Here is a 19,357-nt window from a genome sequence, read left to right as displayed (position 1 = left end):
ACACCTTCCCGGAACGTCGGCTCAGAATAAAAGGAATGGAGCATGGCAAGTTCGGGCACAACATCTACACCTCTGCGCTTTACGGGCGCGGAATTTATTGTTCATTTTCTGGAGCGTCAGGGGATTCGTATCGTCACCGGCATTCCCGGCGGTTCGATCCTCCCCGTTTACGACGCGTTAAGCCAAAGTACGCAAATCCGTCATATTCTGGCGCGCCATGAACAAGGCGCGGGGTTTATTGCGCAGGGGATGGCGCGGACGGAGGGTAAACCTGCTGTTTGTATGGCCTGTAGCGGGCCGGGCGCGACCAATCTGGTCACGGCTATTGCCGATGCGCGCCTGGATTCCATTCCGTTAATCTGCATTACCGGGCAAGTTCCGGCGTCCATGATCGGTACTGACGCGTTTCAGGAAGTGGATACCTACGGTATCTCTATCCCCATCACCAAGCACAACTATCTGGTCAGAAATATCAACGAGCTGCCTCAGGTGATGAGCGATGCTTTTCGTCTGGCGCAGTCGGGGCGTCCCGGCCCGGTGTGGATAGACGTTCCTAAAGATGTGCAGACGGCGACAATTGAGCTGGATGCGTTGCCGTCGCCGGCGGAAAAATCACCCCCGCCGGAGTTTAGCGCGGAGAGTATCCGCGAGGCCGCCGCAATGATTAACGCGGCGAAGCGTCCGGTGCTGTATCTGGGCGGCGGCGTGATCAATGCGCCGACACGCGTGCGCGAACTGGCGGAAAAAGCGCAACTGCCGACGACAATGACCTTAATGGCGCTGGGAATGCTGCCTAAGGCGCATCCGCTGTCGTTAGGAATGCTGGGGATGCACGGCGCGCGCAGTACCAATTTTATTCTGCAAGAGGCCGATTTACTGATTGTCCTGGGCGCGCGTTTTGATGACCGGGCGATTGGCAAAACGGAGCAGTTTTGTCCGAACGCCAAAATCATCCATGTGGATATCGATCGCGCCGAGTTAGGCAAAATTAAGCAGCCGCATGTGGCTATTCAGGCGGATGTCGATGATGTACTGGCACAGTTAATTCCCCATATCGAGGCACAGCCGCGGGAAGCATGGCATCAGTTGGTGGCGGACTTGCAGCAAGAATTCCCTTGCAGTATTCCCCAGGAAAATAACCCGCTTAGTCACTATGGGCTGATTAATGCGGTCGCCGCCTGTGTGGCCGACAACGCGATTATTACCACTGACGTAGGTCAGCATCAGATGTGGACCGCGCAGGCTTATCCGCTCAACCGTCCGCGTCAGTGGCTGACTTCCGGCGGGCTGGGCACCATGGGGTTTGGTCTGCCCGCGGCGATTGGCGCGGCGCTGGCGAATCCGGGCAACAAGGTGCTGTGTTTTTCCGGCGACGGTAGTTTGATGATGAATATTCAGGAGATGGCTACCGCCAGTGAAAACCAGTTGGATGTGAAAATTATCCTGATGAATAACGACGCGCTGGGACTGGTACATCAGCAACAGAGTCTGTTCTATAAACAGGGCGTTTTTGCGGCGACCTATCCGGGAAGCATCAACTTTATGCAGATTGCCGCCGGGTTTGGTCTGGATACCTGTGATTTGAATAACGAAGCCGATCCGCAGGCGGCGTTGCAGGCTATCATTCGTCGTCCTGGACCGGCGTTGATCCATGTGCGCATTGGTGCAGAAGAAAAAGTGTATCCGATGGTGCCGCCGGGCGCGGCAAATACAGAGATGGTGGGGGAATAAGCCATGCAGAAACAATCACATGATAACGTTATTCTGGAGCTGACCGTTCGCAACCACCCTGGCGTGATGACCCACGTCTGCGGGTTGTTCGCCCGACGCGCTTTCAACGTTGAGGGTATTCTCTGTTTACCGATTCAGGGTAGCGATCAGAGCCGCATCTGGCTTCTGGTCAATGACGATCAGCGGCTTGAACAGATGATCAGTCAGATCGATAAACTGGAAGACGTGGCGAAGGTGGTACGAAACCAGTCCGATCCCACCATGTTCAATAAAATTGCCGTCTTTTTTGAGTAAGTTATTCACTTTCCGAATCAGGCGTGATGACTTTGACGGAACCATTCCGACAGTGAGCGGCATAATCTGTCGGTAATGGGCGATCGCTAATCAGGACATCAAAGGCAGAAAGCGGACCAATGCTGGCAGGCGCGACCTCATCAAACAGGGCGTGACGCGCCAGCAAAATTTTGCGCAGACCACGCTCCATCGCTTTACGTTTGGCGGCAAGATCATCCGGGTTAAACCAGCTCACGCCAAAATGTTCATGTACGCCGCTGGCGGAAATAAACACTTTGCGCGGATTGAGCGAATCCAGCGCCGAAGGATTATTGGCATCATAAAAGGCATCGCTCTTGGCCCGATAGGTGCCGCCGCACAAAATCGCCGTGGCATTAGGCTTTTCATTCAGCGCGATAAATACCCGATGCGAGTAGCAAATCCCGGTAAAGGTAATATCATCCGGTATCATGCTGATAACTAATGGCATTTCCGGACCGTTATCAAAAAAAACCAGATCGTTTTCACGCACCAGGCCGGCGGCCAGGATCGCAACGGGAAGGTCGTCCCGATGATGCGTTTTTTTCGCCGGCAGCGGCATATTGGTTGAAGACGCAGGCTTATTTACCATGACGATATAGCCGCCGAGCAGCGTCAGCGGTAAAGGGTCATCATCCTGGCTGAGATCGCGGCGAATGGTCATCACCGAAACTTCCAGCATCCGCGCGGCGTCTTTCAGATGGATTCGATCGGTCTTTTTCAGTAACTCCATCAAGCGTCGGATACGTTCTTTTTGCTTGGTCTCCATTCACCCTCTCCACAAATCATGTTGTTATGTTCCATCAGTAACATTTATGTGTTTCTGAGAACATTACAGTGTGGCACTACTATACGTCTGGCCGTCAGGAAATAAAAGTGGGTTTATTCGCGTTTTATAACAATAAATAGTTAATTTTCAGTAAATTGTAACCCTAAAAATGATTTGATGCGCGTATGTTCCGCCAGGGATTGTTCACGAAGTAAATGGCAAAATGATCCTCTAATCGCGATCATAGTCACAAATGATACGGAAGTAACATGATAATGTTATTTTAATATCATTGTCGTGTGACGATTTCTGAGAGGGAGTAAAATGGATATCGCGGTTATTGGCTCTAACATGGTGGACCTTATCACCTACACCAACCAGATGCCTAAAGAAGGGGAAACTCTGGAAGCGCCGGCGTTTAAAATCGGCTGCGGCGGAAAAGGGGCGAACCAGGCCGTGGCGGCCGCTAAGCTCAATTCAAAAGTATTGATGTTGACCAAGGTGGGCGACGATATTTTTGCCGACAACACCATTCGTAATCTCGAATCCTGGGGGATCAATACGACGTATGTAGAAAAAGTACCGTGTACCAGCAGCGGCGTAGCGCCGATTTTCGTCAACGCCAACTCCAGCAACAGCATTCTGATCATCAAAGGCGCCAACAAGTTTCTCTCGCCGGAAGATATCGATCGCGCGGCGGAAGATTTAAAAAAATGCCAGCTTATTGTTCTGCAACTGGAAGTTCAGCTTGAAACGGTTTATCACGCAATAGAATTTGGCAAGAAACACGGGATTGAAGTGTTATTAAACCCTGCGCCAGCATTACGGGAATTAGATATGTCTTATGCCTGTAAATGCGATTTCTTTGTACCCAATGAAACCGAGCTGGAAATATTAACCGGTATGCCAGTGGATACCTATGACCATATTCGCGCAGCGGCACGTTCGCTGGTAGATAAAGGGCTGAACAATATTATCGTCACCATGGGTGAGAAAGGCGCGCTGTGGATGACGCGTGACCAGGAAGTCCATGTCCCGGCGTTTAGAGTGAACGCTGTCGATACCAGCGGCGCGGGCGATGCCTTTATCGGCTGTTTCGCGCATTACTACGTCCAGAGCGGGGATGTGGAAGCCGCCATGAAAAAAGCCGTCCTCTTTGCCGCTTTCAGCGTCACCGGGAAAGGCACCCAATCCTCTTATCCAAGCATTGAGCAATTTAATGAGTATCTTTCGTTGAACGAATAACAATCACCCTGCACTGTTAAAGGTAGCACTATGAACGATAAAAACATCGTTCAGATGCCCGACGGGTATCTGAATAAGACACCTCTGTTCCAGTTTATTTTGTTATCCTGTTTATTCCCATTATGGGGATGCGCAGCCGCGTTAAATGATATTCTGATTACGCAATTTAAAAGTGTATTTTCGCTGAGCAACTTTGCTTCGGCATTAGTACAAAGCGCCTTTTATGGCGGTTATTTTTTAATTGCTATTCCGGCCTCGCTGGTCATTAAAAAAACCAGTTATAAAGTGGCGATACTTATCGGCCTGACGCTATACATTGTCGGCTGTACGCTCTTTTTCCCGGCGTCGCACATGGCGACCTACACCATGTTCCTCGCGGCGATTTTCGCCATTGCGATTGGCCTGAGTTTCCTGGAAACGGCGGCGAACACCTACAGTTCGATGATCGGGCCGAAAGCCTACGCCACGCTGCGGCTGAATATCAGCCAGACCTTTTATCCGATCGGCGCGGCGGCAGGCATTTTATTGGGTAAATATCTGGTCTTTTCCGAAGGGGAAAGCCTGGAAAAACAGATGGCGGGCATGAATGCCGAGCAAGTCCACAACTTCAAGGTGCTGATGCTGGAAAACACTCTGGAACCCTATAAGTACATGATTATGGTTCTGGTAGTGGTGATGGTACTGTTCCTGCTGACGCGTTTCCCGACCTGTAAAGTCGCGCAAACCGCGAGTCATAAACGCCCCTCGGCGCTGGATACGCTACGCTATCTCGCCAGCAACGCCCGCTTCCGTCGCGGTATTGTGGCGCAGTTCCTGTATGTGGGAATGCAGGTGGCGGTCTGGTCGTTCACTATCCGTCTGGCGCTGGAGTTAGGCGATATCAATGAGCGCGATGCCTCAACCTTTATGGTCTACAGCTTCGCCTGCTTTTTTATCGGCAAGTTTATCGCCAACATTCTGATGACACGCTTTAACCCGGAAAAAGTCCTGATCCTTTACTCTGTGATCGGCGCGCTGTTCCTGGCCTATGTAGCGCTGGCGCCCAGCTTTAGCGCGGTATACGTGGCGGTGCTGGTCAGTGTTCTGTTTGGCCCCTGCTGGGCGACCATTTATGCCGGAACGCTCGATACCGTCGATAACGAGCATACCGAAATGGCGGGGGCGGTCATCGTGATGGCGATTGTCGGCGCGGCGGTGGTTCCCGCGATTCAGGGCTACGTGGCGGACATGTTCCACTCGCTACAGCTCTCATTCCTGGTTTCCATGCTGTGCTTTGTTTACGTTGGCGTTTACTTCTGGCGCGAAAGCAAAGTGCGCGGCAACCTGGCTGAAGTCGCCGCGTCCTGAGGAGATCAACCATGACAACACGTATTACATTATGGCGGGAGCTTTTTAGCGAGCAGCCGCGTATCTTGCTGGAAAATGATGATTTTACGGTTACGGCGTTTCGTTACGCCAGCGGCGTGGAAGGACTGAAAATACAAAACAGCCGCGGTCATCTGGTGATTCTGCCCTGGATGGGGCAGATGATTTGGGACGCGCAGTTTGACGGTCATGACCTGACTATGCGCAACATGTTCCGCCAGCCGAAGCCGGCAGCGGAAGTGGTGGCAACGTATGGTTGCTTTGCTTTCCATTCCGGACTATTGGCGAATGGCTGCCCGTCGCCGGAAGATACACATCCACTGCACGGCGAGATGCCCTGCGCTGCCATGGACGACGCCTGGCTGGAGTTAGAGGGCGACAGTCTGCGCGTGACCGGGCGCTACGAGTATGTGATGGGGTTCGGTCATCATTATCAGGCGCAACCTGCGGTGGTAATGCGTAAAGCAAGCGCGCTGTTTGATATTCAGATGACAGTGACTAACCTGGCTTCAGTCGCCATGCCGCTACAGTACATGTGCCACATGAACTATGCCTATGTGCCGAACGCCACGTTCCGCCAGAATATCCCGGATACCGCGCTGAAGCTACGCGAGTCGGTGCCGGCGCATGTCAAACCCACGGCGCAGTGGCTGGCGTTTAATCAACGACTTTTGCAGGGTGAAGCCTCGCTGGCAACGCTCAACGCGCCTGGCTTTTACGACCCGGAAATCGTGTTCTTCGCCGATGAACTGGACAGGTACACGGATACCCCGGAATTCAGTATGATCGCCCCGGATGGCACCACGTTCGTGACACGTTTCGCCAGTGCGGAGCTGAATTACGTGACCCGCTGGATTCTTTATAACGGCGATCAGCAGGTTGCCGCCTTTGCCCTGCCCGCGACCTGTCGGCCTGAAGGTTTTCTCGCGGCGCAACGAAATGGAACCTTGCTTCAACTGGAACCGCAGCAAACCCGGACGTTCACCGTCACGACAGGCATTGTCTGACCGCTCAAGGCTTGAACAGCCGCGCGCTTATCGTTAAGGTAAGCGCGTTTTTTTTATCCATCAGGACAGAATCCATGATCACCGTTGCCCTTATCGACGACCACCTTATCGTCCGCTCCGGCTTTGCACAGCTACTGGGGCTGGAACCTGATTTGCAGGTGGTCGCTGAGTTTGGTTCCGGGCGCGAAGCGTTGGCAGGCTTACCGGGGCGCGGCGTACAGGTGTGTATCTGCGATATCTCGATGCCGGATATTTCCGGACTGGAGCTGCTAAGCCAACTGCCAAAAGGGATGGCGACGATCATGCTCTCGGTTCACGATAGCCCGGCGCTGGTGGAACAGGCGTTGAACGCCGGCGCGCGCGGTTTCCTCTCTAAACGCTGTAGTCCGGATGAACTGATCGCCGCGGTGCATACGGTGGCGACGGGCGGCTGCTATTTGACCCCCGATATTGCCGTGAAACTGGCGGCGGGTCGGCAAGATCCGCTGACCAAACGCGAGCGTCAGGTGGCGGAAAAACTCGCCCAGGGTATGGCGGTAAAAGAGATTGCCGCCGAGCTGGGGCTGTCGCCAAAAACGGTGCATGTCCATCGCGCGAATCTGCTGGAAAAATTAGGCGTCAGCAATGACGTTGAACTGGCGCATCGCATGTTTGACGGTTGGTAATGAACACCTTTTTTTCCCGTTTAATCACCGTTGTTGCCTGCTTTTTTATTTTCTCCGCCGCGTGGTTCTGCCTGTGGAGCATCAGCCTGCATCTGGTAGAGCGCCCGGAGCTGGCGGCGCTACTCTTTCCCTTCGGCCTGCGCCTGGGACTTATGCTGCAATGCCAGCGCGGATACTGGCCAGTATTGCTGGGCGCGGAGTGGCTGCTGGTGTACTGGTTAGCGCAGGAAGTTGCGCTGGCCCATCTGCCGCTTTTGATGATCGGTGGTGTGTTGACGCTACTGCCCGTGGCGCTAACCTCACGTTACCGCCATCAGCGCGACTGGCGCACGTTATTGCTTCAGGGCGCGGCCCTCACCGCCGCGGCGCTACTGCAATCCCTGCCCTGGCTGGGGCAGGGAGAAGCGGCATGGAACGCGCTACTGCTGACCCTCACGGGTGGTCTGACGCTGGCCCCCATCTGCCTGGTTTTCTGGCACTATCTCACCAGCACTACCTGGCTGCCGCTGGGACCATCGCTGGTATCGCAGCCGGTAAACTGGCGCGGGCGGCATCTGATCTGGTATCTGCTGCTGTTTATCGTCAGTCTGTGGCTGCAACTGGGTTTACCTGCTGAACTTTCGCGCTTTACGCCGTTTTGCCTGGCGTTGCCGATTATCGCGCTCGCCTGGCATTATGGCTGGCAGGGCGCGCTCATTGCCACGCTGATGAATGCTATCGCGCTGATCGCCAGCCAGACCTGGCACGATCATCCCGTCGATTTATTACTTTCGCTGTTGGCGCAAAGCCTGACCGGGCTACTGCTTGGCGCGGGCATTCAGCGCCTGCGCGAGCTGAACCAGTCGTTGCAAAAGGAGCTGGCGCGCAACCATCGGCTGGCGGAGCGTCTTCTGGAGACCGAAGAGAGCGTGCGGCGCGATGTTGCACGTGAGCTGCACGATGACATCGGGCAGACCATCACCGCGATTCGAACCCAGGCGGGCATTGTGCAACGACTGGCGGCGGATAACGGCGGCGTGAAGCAGAGCGGGCAACTTATCGAGCAGCTTTCGCTGGGCGTGTATGACGCCGTGCGTCGCCTGCTGGGGCGCTTGCGCCCGCGCCAGCTAGACGACTTAACGCTGGCGCAGGCCATCCGTTCGCTGCTGCGCGAAATGGAGCTGGAAAGCCGCGGTATTGTCAGCCACCTCGACTGGCGAATTGACGAAACGGCGCTGAGTGAAAGTCAGCGCGTGACGCTGTTTCGCGTCTGTCAGGAAGGGCTGAATAACATCGTAAAACATGCCAATGCCAGCGCGGTGACACTCCAGGGCTGGCAGCAGGATGAGCGGCTGATGCTGGTGATTGAGGATGACGGCAGCGGCCTGCCGCCGGGCTCTCAGCAGCAGGGCTTTGGCCTGACCGGAATGCGCGAACGCGTGTCGGCGCTCGGCGGGACGCTAACTATCTCTTGTACCCACGGTACGCGGGTGAGCGTCTCGTTGCCCCAGCGTTACGTTTAAGGAAGGATAATGCTTTCGTTTTTAAAAGCCCCGGCCAACGCGCCGCTCATCACCGATAAGCACGAGGTTGACGCCCGCTATCGCTACTGGCGGCGGCATATCCTGATCACCATTTGGTTGGGTTACGCGCTGTTCTATTTCACCCGTAAAAGCTTTAACGCCGCCGCGCCGGAAATCCTTGCCAGCGGCATTCTGACCCGCAGCGATATCGGCCTGCTGGCGACGCTATTTTACATCACCTACGGGGTGTCGAAATTTGTCTCCGGCATCGTTAGCGATCGCTCTAACGCTCGCTATTTTATGGGCATCGGGCTGATTGCGACCGGCGTAGTGAATATTCTGTTCGGCTTCTCGACCTCGCTGTGGGCCTTTGCGCTGCTATGGGCGCTGAACGCCTTTTTCCAGGGGTTTGGATCGCCGGTTTGCGCCCGTTTGCTGACTGCCTGGTACTCGCGTACCGAGCGCGGCGGCTGGTGGGCGTTATGGAACACCGCGCATAATGTCGGCGGGGCGCTGATCCCTCTCGTTATGGCCGCTGTCGCCCTGCATTATGGCTGGCGCGTCGGGATGATGGTGGCCGGATTGCTTGCCATCGGGGTGGGCATGGTCCTCTGCTGGCGGCTGCGCGACCGTCCGCAGGCGATTGGTTTACCGCCGGTAGGCGACTGGCGGCACGATGCGCTGGAGGTCGCCCAACAGCAAGAGGGCGCGGGGCTAAGTCGCAAAGAAATCCTCGCTAAATATGTGCTGTTGAATCCCTATATCTGGCTGCTTTCGTTGTGTTATGTCTTAGTGTACGTGGTGCGCGCGGCGATCAACGACTGGGGCAACCTGTATATGTCCGAGACGCTGGGCGTAGATTTGGTCACGGCCAACACGGCAGTATCGATGTTTGAACTGGGTGGATTTATCGGCGCGCTGGTGGCGGGCTGGGGCTCGGACAAACTCTTCAACGGTAACCGCGGACCGATGAATTTAATCTTCGCCGCCGGGATTTTGCTCTCTGTGGGGTCGCTGTGGCTGATGCCGTTCGCCAGCTACGTGATGCAGGCGGCCTGTTTCTTCACCACCGGTTTCTTTGTCTTCGGCCCGCAGATGCTCATTGGCATGGCGGCGGCAGAGTGCTCGCATAAAGAGGCGGCGGGCGCGGCCACCGGCTTTGTCGGCCTGTTCGCCTATCTCGGCGCGTCGCTTTCCGGCTGGCCGTTAGCGAAAGTGCTGGAGATCTGGCACTGGACCGGTTTTTTTGCGGTTATCGCCATCGCGGCGGGGATCTCCGCGCTATTGCTGCTGCCATTTCTGAACGCTCAGGCCCCGCGCGAGACCCACGAAGCGTGATGCACCTCACCTTTTTGCGCTGAATGGGGCAAAACTAAGAAATTTTCCCGGTTTTGCCTGGACGCTGTCGCAGGCCCCTTTTCCTGTGGATTTTTACAATGCCTGCCATTCGCAGGTATAAAAATTAGCTCAGGAGTAATCCATGCTGGCCTTCTTAAACCAGGTGCGCAAGCCGACCCTGGATCTGCCGCTCGATGTGCGGCGTAAAATGTGGTTCAAGCCGTTCATGCAGTCCTATCTGGTGGTTTTTATCGGCTACCTGACCATGTACCTGATCCGCAAAAACTTTAACATCGCGCAGAACGACATGATCTCAACCTACGGGTTGAGCATGACCGAGCTGGGGATGATTGGCCTGGGCTTCTCGATCACCTATGGCGTGGGGAAAACGCTGGTTTCCTACTACGCTGACGGTAAAAATACCAAGCAGTTTCTACCGTTTATGTTGATCCTCTCCGCTATCTGTATGCTCGGCTTCAGCGCCAGCATGGGCGCGGGGTCAACCAGTCTGTTTCTGATGATCGCTTTCTATGCCCTGAGCGGTTTCTTCCAGAGTACCGGCGGATCGTGCAGCTACTCGACCATCACCAAATGGACTCCGCGTCGTAAACGCGGCACCTTTCTCGGCTTCTGGAATATCTCCCACAACCTCGGCGGCGCGGGCGCGGCAGGCGTGGCGCTGTTCGGCGCCAACTACCTGTTCGACGGTCACGTCATCGGCATGTTTATCTTCCCGTCGATTATCGCGCTGATTGTTGGCTTTATCGGTCTGCGTTTTGGCAGCGACTCCCCGGAATCTTACGGTCTGGGCAAAGCTGAAGAACTGTTCGGCGAAGAGATCAGCGAAGAGGACAAAGAGACTGAAGAAAACGAAATGACCAAGTGGCAGATCTTTGTTGAATATGTATTGAAAAACAAAGTGATCTGGCTGCTGTGCTTCTCCAATATCTTCCTGTATGTGGTACGTATTGGTATCGACCAGTGGTCAACCGTCTACGCCTTCCAGGAACTGAAACTTTCTAAAGAGGTGGCGATTCAGGGCTTTACCTTGTTTGAAGTGGGCGCGCTGGTCGGCACGTTGCTGTGGGGCTGGCTCTCTGACCTGGCGAACGGTCGTCGCGCGCTGGTAGCCTGTGTGGCGCTGGCGTTAATCATCGCCACCCTCGGCGTCTACCAGCACGCCAGCAACCAGTATGTCTATCTGGCCTCGCTGTTCGCGCTCGGTTTCCTGGTGTTTGGGCCGCAGCTATTAATTGGCGTGGCGGCTGTCGGTTTCGTACCGAAAAAAGCCATCGGCGCTGCGGACGGTATCAAGGGAACCTTCGCTTATCTTATCGGCGATAGCTTTGCCAAGCTGGGTCTGGGCATGATTGCCGACGGCACCCCCGTTTTTGGTCTGACCGGCTGGGCGGGCACCTTCGCCGCGCTGGACGCCGCCGCGATCGGCTGTATCTGCCTGATGGCGATGGTCGCCGTGATGGAAGAGCGCAAGATCCGCCGTGAGAAAAAAATTCAGCAAGTCAATATCGCTTAAATGTGTGCATTTGGTAACGTTTTGCCCGGCTTAACGCCGGGCTTTTTTATGCCTTGCGTTCGTCAGACAGGACATCCGGCGTCTGGCGTGAATGAAGACAGGCGTTAATAAATCACATCCTGACAGGCCAGAACGTCGACAGTTATAAATTTACCGTTATGATGGGCATCCTGTTTGGTGACGGATGTGCGCATGATTTGGTTGATTCTGGCCACGTTTGTGGTGGTGTTTATTGTGGGTTTTCGGGTGCTGACATCGGATACCCGCCGGGCGATTCGCCGCCTGAGCGAACGGCTGAATATTGATGTAGTACCGATAGAATCGATGATTGATCAGATGGGTAAAACGGCGGGCGGTGAATTTTTACAGTATCTGCATCGCCCTGATGAGTCGCATTTGCAAAATGCCGCTCAGGTGTTACTGATCTGGCAAATGGTGATTGTCGATGGCGGCGATCAGAATTTGCAGCGGTGGCATCGCTTGCTGCAAAAAGCGCGTTTAGCCGCGCCGATCACCGATACACAGGTACGGCTGGCGCTGGGCTTTTTGCGCGAAATGGAACCCGATATGCAGGAGATCAACGCGTTTCAACTGCGCTATAACGCCTTTTTTCAGCCGGAAGAGGGTGTCCACTGGCTGCATTGATACTCTTCACTATCTCGTTAACAAAAGACGAGATGAATGAGGCTGGCAAGGGCGGCGAGCCACGATTAACGGCCGGGTGGCGCGATTCATCGTTAACTAAATAAAGCGTAGCCGCCATCGTATTTGCTAAGGGTGAACCACAGAAGTAACGCACCGAATAACCGCTAACGACGCCAAAACATCAGAGGCTTATAGCTCATCATTTCCGTGACATATATCACGGAAATGTGATCTTGTTTTGAACACTAAAACTGTGACTCCTTGCCATACCTCCTGTCTCAAAATTTCTTATCATAAACTCGAAGTTGTACATGATTGTCTATAGACAACTCTAAATGTTTAGGCGCGCACCATGAAAACATTGAGTAAAAGTTCACACATCCCACTGTATCAACAGGTTGTGGAGTGGATAAGGGAAAGTATTTATAGCGGAGAATTAGTTGAGGATGACCGGATACCTTCAGAGTTTCAAATCATGGATATGCTGGAGGTGAGTCGCGGTACCGTTAAAAAAGCGGTTGACCAGCTTGTCCGGGAAGGTGTTCTTGTGCAAGTGCAGGGTAAAGGAACTTTCGTAAAGAAGGAAAATGTTGCTTACCCACTGGGTGAAGGTTTGCTCTCCTTTGCTGAAGCCTTAGCCAGCCAGAAGATAAACTTCACAACCAGTGTTATAACCTCCCGACTGGAGCCCGCTAACCGCTTTGTAGCAGAGAAACTGAGTATCAAACCGGGACAAGATGTTTTATTTCTTAAACGCCTTCGTTGTATTGGCGATGAAAAAGTCATGTTGATTGAAAATCGTATCAACATTGATCTCTGCCCCGGTATTATTGATGTAGATTTTACCAGGGAGAATTTATTTTCAGCAATAGAAAGATTATCTGATAAGAAAATAAGTTTTTCTGAAAGCCGTTACGCAGCTAAATTAATTGGTAATGAGCGAGGCCATTATCTTGATATTGGTGAAGACGCACCTGTTTTGCATTTGGAACAGTTGGTATTTTTCTCTAGAGGATTGGCCATTGATTTTGGTAACGTCTGGTTAAAAGGTAATAAATATTATCTTGGCACTATTTTACAGCGCCTGGATGCCTGACTAGCAAAGAGGAATCTATGCAGGATATTCATTTTCGCCGTCATTATGTTCGCCACCTCCCTAAAGAGGTGAGTCAGAATGACATAATCAAGGCTCTTGCCAGTCCGTTAATTAACGATGGTATGGTTGTATCTGATTTTGCCGATCACGTCATTACGCGAGAACAGAATTTTCCAACGGGTCTACCGGTTGAGCCTGTAGGTGTCGCTATTCCACATACTGATCACAGGTATGTTCGCCAAAACGCCATTAGCGTTGGAATACTGGCAGAACCCGTCAATTTCGAAGATATGGGCGGGGAACCAGATCCCGTACCTGTCAGGGTGGTGTTTATGCTTGCTTTAGGTGAAAGCAATAAGCAGCTCAACGTACTGGGTTGGATTATGGATGTGATCCAGGATGAGGATTTTATGCAGCAGTTACTGGTCATGAATGATGATGAAATTTATCAGTCAATTTACACACGCATATCTGAAAGAGGTGAAGTATGAGTAAAATGATACTATTTGTTTGCGCAACGGGTGTTGCTACTTCCACGGCTGTGGCAGAAAAAGTAATGGAATATTGTAAAGACAATGGGCTTGATGTTAATTATTCCCAAACTAATGTAGCCTCATTGCCAAACAATACCGATGGTGCAGCTTTGGTTGTATCAACAACGAAAGTTCCTTATGAACTGGATATTCCGGTTGTTAGTGGTCTGCCAATCATTACCGGAGTAGGTGAAGATAAAGTTCTTGAAAAAATAGTTTCAATCCTTAAAGGCCAAGCCTGATTTCATAAATAAAAAACAGATAAATTATCCAGGCGCTAACGCGAGGTCTGGTCACATCTGAATAAGAGGTCGGATATGAATGATATAGCACATACTCTCTATACCGTTGTGCAATATGTCCTGGGGTTTGGCCCAACGGTTTTATTGCCGCTGGTCCTTTTTTTCCTGGCATTGTTCTTCAAAGTAAAACCCGCTAAAGCACTTCGCTCATCGTTAATTGTCGGAATAGGGTTTGTCGGAATTTATGCCATCTTTGACATACTTACCAGCAACGTAGGCCCGGCTGCACAGGCAATGGTTGAGCGAACTGGTATTAGCCTTCCTGTTGTCGATTTAGGCTGGCCACCATTGGCCGCAATTACCTGGGGCTCACCAATCGCACCCTTTGTCATTCCGCTGACGATGCTGATTAATGTCGCCATGCTGGCCCTGAATAAGACACGTACTGTTGATGTCGACATGTGGAACTACTGGCACTTTGCCCTGGCTGGAACGCTGGTTTACTACAGCACAGGGAGTTTTGTTTTGGGTCTGTCCGCAGCCGCTATTGCCGCGATCGTGGTTCTCAAACTGGCGGACTGGTCTGCGCCATTAGTGGCAAAGTACTTCGGTCTGGAAGGTATTTCACTTCCGACCCTGTCATCTGTCGTCTTCTTTCCGATTGGATTGCTGTTCGACAAAATTATCGACAAGATCCCTGGTGTTAACCGTATTCATATTGATCCGGAAAACGTTCAGAAAAAAATGGGAATCTTCGGCGAGCCTATGATGGTGGGTACTATTCTGGGGGTCTTGTTGGGCATCATTGCCGGGTATGACTTTAAACATATCCTGTTGCTGGGGATCAGCATTGGCGGTGTCATGTTCATTCTTCCGCGTATGGTACGAATTTTGATGGAAGGTTTATTACCTCTGTCTGAAGCCATTAAGAAATATTTGAATGCCAAATATCCTGGCCGTGATGATCTCTTTATCGGACTGGATATCGCGGTAGCAGTAGGTAACCCAGCCATTATATCTACAGCACTGATTCTGACACCCATCTCTGTCTTTATTGCATTCCTTCTTCCTGGCAATAAAGTCCTGCCACTGGGAGACCTTGCGAACCTGGCAGTCATGGCTTCCATGATTGTACTGGCATGTCGTGGCAATATTTTCCGGGCTGTGATAACCGCAATTCCTGTTATTGTCGCCGACTTGTGGATTGCGACCAAAATTGCGCCATTTATTACCGGTATGGCTAAGGATGTCAATTTCAAAATGGCTGAGGGGTCAAGTGGTCAGGTATCAAGCTTCCTTGATGGCGGTAACCCCTTCCGTTTCTGGCTGCTTGAAATATTCAACGGAAATATTATTGCTATCGGGCTGATTCCTGTGCTTGCGCTGATTATTTATGGTGTTTTTCGCCTGACAAAAGGAACGGTCTATGCCTGATTACCACGCAGCGCTTGTCATTGACATTGGCACAACTAACTGCAAAGTCAGCTGTTATTCCTGTCATGACGTGTCAGTTCTGGAAGTCCGCAAGTTTCCGACGCCAACAATATCGTCGGACAAAGGCGAGGTAGATTTCGATATCGAAGCGCTGTGGCAGGCACTGCGACTGGTAATGGCTGAACTGGTGGCTTCAGTACCGTTTCCGGTAAAAAATATCAGTATTGCGAGTTTCGGTGAGTCTGGCGTCTTTGTGGATAAGGAGGGCGTCATTCTTACCCCGATGCTGGCCTGGTATGATCGACGTGGTGAATCTTATCTCTCGTCATTAAGCAAGGCAGAGGCTGAAGAACTGTATTCTATAACGGGATTGCCACCTCACAGTAATTACTCAGCATTTAAAATGAGATGGTTACTTGATAACTACTCCTTGCATGAAAGAAAAGATATCTGCTGGTTACATGCACCAGAAGTGTTGTTGTGGCGAATGACAGGTGCGAAAAAGACGGAAATATCCCTGGCCAGTAGAACGTTGTGTCTGGACATTGCTCGCCGTACCTGGTCTCGTAATGCTGCCGGGATTCTCGGCATACCGTTCGGTGTACTGGCTCCGTTGATAAAGCCAGGTGAAGTGGCCGGATGGATGACGGCAACGCTTAGAGAGGAATTGGGCTTATCTCATGAGGTAAAAGTCACACTCGCTGGACACGATCATATGGTCGGTGCCCGCGCATTACAGATGCAACCGGGCGATGTGCTGAATTCTACCGGCACGACAGAGGGTATTTTACTGCTGAATACACAGCCAACGCTTGATGTGCAGGCTCGCAGGGATAAGCTGGCAAATGGTTGTTACTCCGATGGTGAATTTTTCACGCTTTTCGCTTCTCTGCCTGTCGGCGGTTATGCGCTTGAATGGGTGAAAAAAACCTTTCGTTTAACTGATAAGGAAATAAGCACAGGCCTGGAAAAAGTCATGGAGCAATACCTCAAACCTTCCTGGTCTGTCGAGCATGTGCCGGTATTTATTCCTCATTTGCGGGGCTCGGGTTCGCCAAATAAAAATCGGCACACTCGTGGCCTGCTTTTTGGGCTGACGGATTCACTTCCTCCGGAGTCTCTGCTTGAGAGTGTCTTTATTGGCCTGGCGATGGAGTTTGCACACTGTCATGGGTGCTTTAATATCCCGGCGGGCAGGACAGTAAAAGTCATTGGCCCTGCGGTGAAAAACCCATACTGGCTCCAGTTGAAGGCTGACATCCTCCAGTGTCCAATTGAGGCCATTGCTTTTGATGAAACCGTCTCCCTTGGAGCATTGTTGATAGCCTGTCCGAATGTTGTCCCCCCGACTGTTCCTGTGGCTGAGCGATATTTTCCTGACGCGGTTCGTTCTGCAAAGTTGAAAATATATCAGCAGCAATGGCTGTCATTTTATCAATTTAAACTGCGGCAAGAAGGGGCGCTTATTAGTGAATAACTGTGATAACTCAATAGTTCGATAATTTACTTACACTGCTCACATAAATATCTGGAGTTAATATGCCTTTAGTTAATGGTAGGATCCTGCTTAATTGTATTCAGGAAAAACATGTCCTTGCGGGGGCATTTAATACAACGAACCTGGAGACAACAATTTCCATTCTTAATGCAATAGAACGTTCCGGATTGCCCAATTTTATTCAAATTGCTCCTACTAATGCACAGCTTTCAGGTTACGATTACATTTATGAAATAGTTAAGCGACATGCCGACAAAATGGATATTCCTGTCAGCCTGCATCTGGATCATGGGAAAACTCTGGAAGATGTTAAGCAGGCTGTCCGGGCCGGATTTACCTCAGTAATGATTGATGGCGCGGCGCTACCGTTCGAAGAAAATATTGCATTTACCCGAGAAGCTGTCGATTTCTGTAAATCATTTGGTGTTCCCGTCGAAGCGGAATTAGGCGCTATTCTGGGTAAGGAAGATGATCATGTCAGCGAGGCTGACTGCAAAACTGAACCTGAGAAGGTTCAGCGCTTTGTTGAGGAGACAGGGTGCGACATGCTGGCAGTGTCAATTGGTAATGTACATGGTCTTGAAGATATCCCACGCATTGATATCCCGCTATTACAACGCATCGCGTCTGTCAGTCCGGTACCTTTGGTTATTCATGGAGGTTCTGGTATCGACGCGGATATTCTTCGCAGCTTTGTTAATTACAAAGTAGCCAAAGTGAATATTGCGAGTGATTTGCGCAAAGCCTTTATTACTACTGTCGGTAAGGCTTGGGTAAATAATAACAACGAGGCTAATCTGGCGCGTGTCATGGCGAACGCAAAACAGGCAGTTGAGGATGATGTTTATTCTAAAATTAAGATGATGAATAAACATCACTCAGCATTCCGCAAAGTCTCTTAAGGAAAATATATGATTAGACAAACAGTACGCGTTATGAACAGTACGGGGCTTCATGCGCGGCCAGCCGCTACACTTGCGAAAATTGTCAAAAAATACCAGTCTTCATTAACGCTAGTTAATAATGACAAAGAAATTCCCATTAAAGGAATGATGAGTATTTTGGGGGCTGGCGTAAAGGGAAACACAATGATTGATTTAATTTGTGATGGACAGGATGAACTGGCTTTTATGGATGAATTAAAATCTGCATTTGCTGATGGCTTTGGTGAGTCAGTATAGTGCAATTCCCGTCAAACGGCGCAGGAAGTTGTAGAGGCTTCCTGCACTCATTATCGTATGAATCGTCTCCACCCGGAAAACAATCCCGTCTGAGACTGTTATTAAATTTGTTTAATTACCCGTTGTTGAAGTGCTCATTTCAACAACGGGACAGGCAAATTATAGATGAAAAGAAACTCAAAGCTCTTGCGGCGGAACTGACTAAAGGGATGACCCCGCGCGAAATTGTCGCTACGTTCGAAAAAATGGAGTATGCCGATCCAAAACTGGCGGTGAGTCGTTTTATTCTCAAGTTAGGTGACCACCTGAGCGATCACCTTTAAAGTTATACAGAATTACTGACAGACTCTTTAGAAATCGAAACCAGGAGAATATCTCACAGGAGACATCGCACCTTTCTTTCTAAGATCCTCTGGAATCTTTTTACCGAGATAAAGCTGTGCTATCGCAGGTGGCGCTACTTTTCCTCGAAATCCAAAGCGGGAATTTTGAGTAGCTTCAAACTCCTCGTCTTCATCCCATGAGGATATCTCTGGGAAATTCTCACGGGTAGATTTGAGCCACTCATCAGCGACATATACACCCCTTACGATTCCCTTCACTGTAGCCAATATAACTTCAGCCTTACGGGCACGCTCAACGCTGACCCGCCAGCTAAAACGTACGGCATCATAAAGATCCACATCTTTTGAACTTCTGTTAACAGAGATCATCAGGGCTTTATGTTGGAATACAATTGTTTCAGGTTGGTATGTGGCGATTAACTCTTTGATGTGTGCAGCACCATATTCATTACTGCCAGCACCGTTCATGATATTAGTTAAACCGGGGTAGGCGTCTATAAGGGCGGCTTCAACCTCGTAAGCGGTCTTTTCATCAGCTATACCGTGTCGGTGAATAACATGAATGACCTCAAGACCAGCTAATCTTATCTCTCGAAGTTGCTTGAGCTTGTTACTAAGTAACTCATCATCATCCACTGCTGCGACCTCACCGCGCATATGAGCAAATACACGATTGCCTTTTCCCTTCCCCACGTAGAAGGTACTTCCGTCCCTTGGATCAATTAATCGATACACATACCAGCCAAGGTGTTCAATTACTCCCGGTGGAAACTCATTAATATCCATGTCATAACGCCTATCAATTGATTCATAAAACCATGATACTGTCGATTAACAACTTATAGTACTCATTAATCTTTCCCGATGATTGATAAAGTGAGCAGCGTCTGCTGTTGGCGCTTAGCGGACATTTTAA

Annotated in this window: 19 protein-coding genes; 17 read left to right on the top strand and 2 right to left on the bottom strand. The window is 51.1% G+C overall.

Going from position 1 to position 19,357, the window contains the following annotated elements; all coding sequences use genetic code 11:
• Positions 1–42: 42 nt before the first annotated feature.
• Entirely contained in the window at positions 43–1,731 is a 1,689-nt protein-coding gene (gene ilvB, locus EOS97_RS09475; protein ID WP_000168435.1) for an acetolactate synthase large subunit, read from the top strand.
• A 3-nt stretch (positions 1,732–1,734) separates the two neighbouring features.
• Positions 1,735–2,025 carry an acetolactate synthase small subunit gene (gene ilvN, locus EOS97_RS09470; protein ID WP_001171826.1) on the top strand — a complete coding sequence of 97 codons (291 nt, stop codon included), beginning with the start codon at positions 1,735–1,737 and terminating at the stop codon, positions 2,023–2,025.
• Between the two features lies 1 nt (position 2,026).
• Here ilvN and EOS97_RS09465 read toward each other — a convergent pair whose 3' ends face one another.
• Entirely contained in the window at positions 2,027–2,812 is a 786-nt protein-coding gene (locus EOS97_RS09465; RefSeq protein WP_000448637.1) for a DeoR family transcriptional regulator, read from the bottom strand.
• A 324-nt stretch (positions 2,813–3,136) separates the two neighbouring features.
• Here EOS97_RS09465 and rbsK point away from each other — a divergent pair, with 324 nt between their 5' ends.
• From rbsK to EOS97_RS09390, 15 genes are all read left to right on the top strand, one after another.
• The gene (rbsK, locus tag EOS97_RS09460; protein WP_000350272.1) at positions 3,137–4,057 is read left to right on the top strand and encodes a ribokinase; all 921 of its coding nucleotides are present in this window, start codon (positions 3,137–3,139) and stop codon (positions 4,055–4,057) included.
• A 30-nt stretch (positions 4,058–4,087) separates the two neighbouring features.
• Positions 4,088–5,404 (top strand): L-fucose:H+ symporter permease, encoded by a 1,317-nt coding sequence (fucP, locus tag EOS97_RS09455; protein WP_000998359.1) that lies wholly within the window; start codon positions 4,088–4,090, stop codon positions 5,402–5,404.
• 11 nt (positions 5,405–5,415) lie between these two features.
• On the top strand, positions 5,416–6,429 hold the full coding sequence (locus tag EOS97_RS09450; protein WP_000213203.1) for an aldose 1-epimerase family protein: 1,014 nt from the start codon (positions 5,416–5,418) through the stop codon (positions 6,427–6,429).
• 74 nt (positions 6,430–6,503) lie between these two features.
• The gene (gene uhpA / locus EOS97_RS09445; protein ID WP_000633672.1) at positions 6,504–7,094 is read left to right on the top strand and encodes a transcriptional regulator UhpA; all 591 of its coding nucleotides are present in this window, start codon (positions 6,504–6,506) and stop codon (positions 7,092–7,094) included.
• Positions 7,094–8,596, top strand: a complete 1,503-nt coding sequence (uhpB, locus tag EOS97_RS09440; protein ID WP_001091268.1) for a signal transduction histidine-protein kinase/phosphatase UhpB — start codon at positions 7,094–7,096, stop codon at positions 8,594–8,596. The genes uhpA and uhpB overlap by 1 nt, the downstream gene beginning before the upstream one ends.
• 9 nt (positions 8,597–8,605) lie before the next feature.
• A complete protein-coding gene (locus EOS97_RS09435) occupies positions 8,606–9,934 on the top strand; it encodes an MFS transporter (protein ID WP_000948173.1) in 1,329 nt (442 codons plus the stop codon).
• Positions 9,935–10,076: 142 nt separating this feature from the next.
• Positions 10,077–11,468 carry a hexose-6-phosphate:phosphate antiporter gene (gene uhpT / locus EOS97_RS09430; protein ID WP_000879181.1) on the top strand — a complete coding sequence of 464 codons (1,392 nt, stop codon included), beginning with the start codon at positions 10,077–10,079 and terminating at the stop codon, positions 11,466–11,468.
• 192 nt (positions 11,469–11,660) lie between these two features.
• Positions 11,661–12,113, top strand: coding sequence for a DUF1198 domain-containing protein (locus EOS97_RS09425; RefSeq protein WP_001519640.1), 453 nt, complete (start codon positions 11,661–11,663; stop codon positions 12,111–12,113).
• A gap of 352 nt (positions 12,114–12,465) precedes the next feature.
• Positions 12,466–13,209 carry a GntR family transcriptional regulator gene (locus tag EOS97_RS09420; RefSeq protein WP_000854956.1) on the top strand — a complete coding sequence of 248 codons (744 nt, stop codon included), beginning with the start codon at positions 12,466–12,468 and terminating at the stop codon, positions 13,207–13,209.
• A 17-nt stretch (positions 13,210–13,226) separates the two neighbouring features.
• On the top strand, positions 13,227–13,700 hold the full coding sequence (locus EOS97_RS09415) for a PTS sugar transporter subunit IIA (RefSeq protein ID WP_001152237.1): 474 nt from the start codon (positions 13,227–13,229) through the stop codon (positions 13,698–13,700).
• Positions 13,697–13,984: a PTS sugar transporter subunit IIB gene (locus tag EOS97_RS09410; RefSeq protein WP_000041396.1), complete on the top strand. Its 288-nt coding sequence runs from the start codon at positions 13,697–13,699 to the stop codon at positions 13,982–13,984. The genes EOS97_RS09415 and EOS97_RS09410 overlap by 4 nt, the downstream gene beginning before the upstream one ends.
• Positions 13,985–14,059: 75 nt before the next feature.
• Complete coding sequence (locus EOS97_RS09405) at positions 14,060–15,418, top strand: PTS galactitol transporter subunit IIC (RefSeq protein ID WP_000997824.1); 1,359 nt, start codon at positions 14,060–14,062, stop codon at positions 15,416–15,418.
• Positions 15,411–16,895: an L-fuculokinase gene (locus tag EOS97_RS09400; protein ID WP_001113559.1), complete on the top strand. Its 1,485-nt coding sequence runs from the start codon at positions 15,411–15,413 to the stop codon at positions 16,893–16,895. The genes EOS97_RS09405 and EOS97_RS09400 overlap by 8 nt, the downstream gene beginning before the upstream one ends.
• Positions 16,896–16,957: 62 nt before the next feature.
• Positions 16,958–17,818 carry a class II aldolase gene (locus EOS97_RS09395; RefSeq protein WP_001131797.1) on the top strand — a complete coding sequence of 287 codons (861 nt, stop codon included), beginning with the start codon at positions 16,958–16,960 and terminating at the stop codon, positions 17,816–17,818.
• Between the two features lie 9 nt (positions 17,819–17,827).
• Entirely contained in the window at positions 17,828–18,097 is a 270-nt protein-coding gene (locus EOS97_RS09390) for an HPr family phosphocarrier protein (protein ID WP_000621109.1), read from the top strand.
• Positions 18,098–18,447: 350 nt separating this feature from the next.
• Here the strand turns inward: EOS97_RS09390 and EOS97_RS09385 are convergent, their stop codons facing one another.
• Complete coding sequence (locus tag EOS97_RS09385) at positions 18,448–19,227, bottom strand: hypothetical protein (protein ID WP_000353908.1); 780 nt, start codon at positions 19,225–19,227, stop codon at positions 18,448–18,450.
• Positions 19,228–19,357 lie beyond the last annotated feature (130 nt).

Origin of the sequence: Salmonella sp. SSDFZ54, from assembly GCF_004010735.1 — a bacterium.
Lineage (GTDB): Bacteria > Pseudomonadota > Gammaproteobacteria > Enterobacterales > Enterobacteriaceae > Salmonella > Salmonella enterica.
This window is presented reverse-complemented; position numbering and strand designations above follow the sequence as displayed.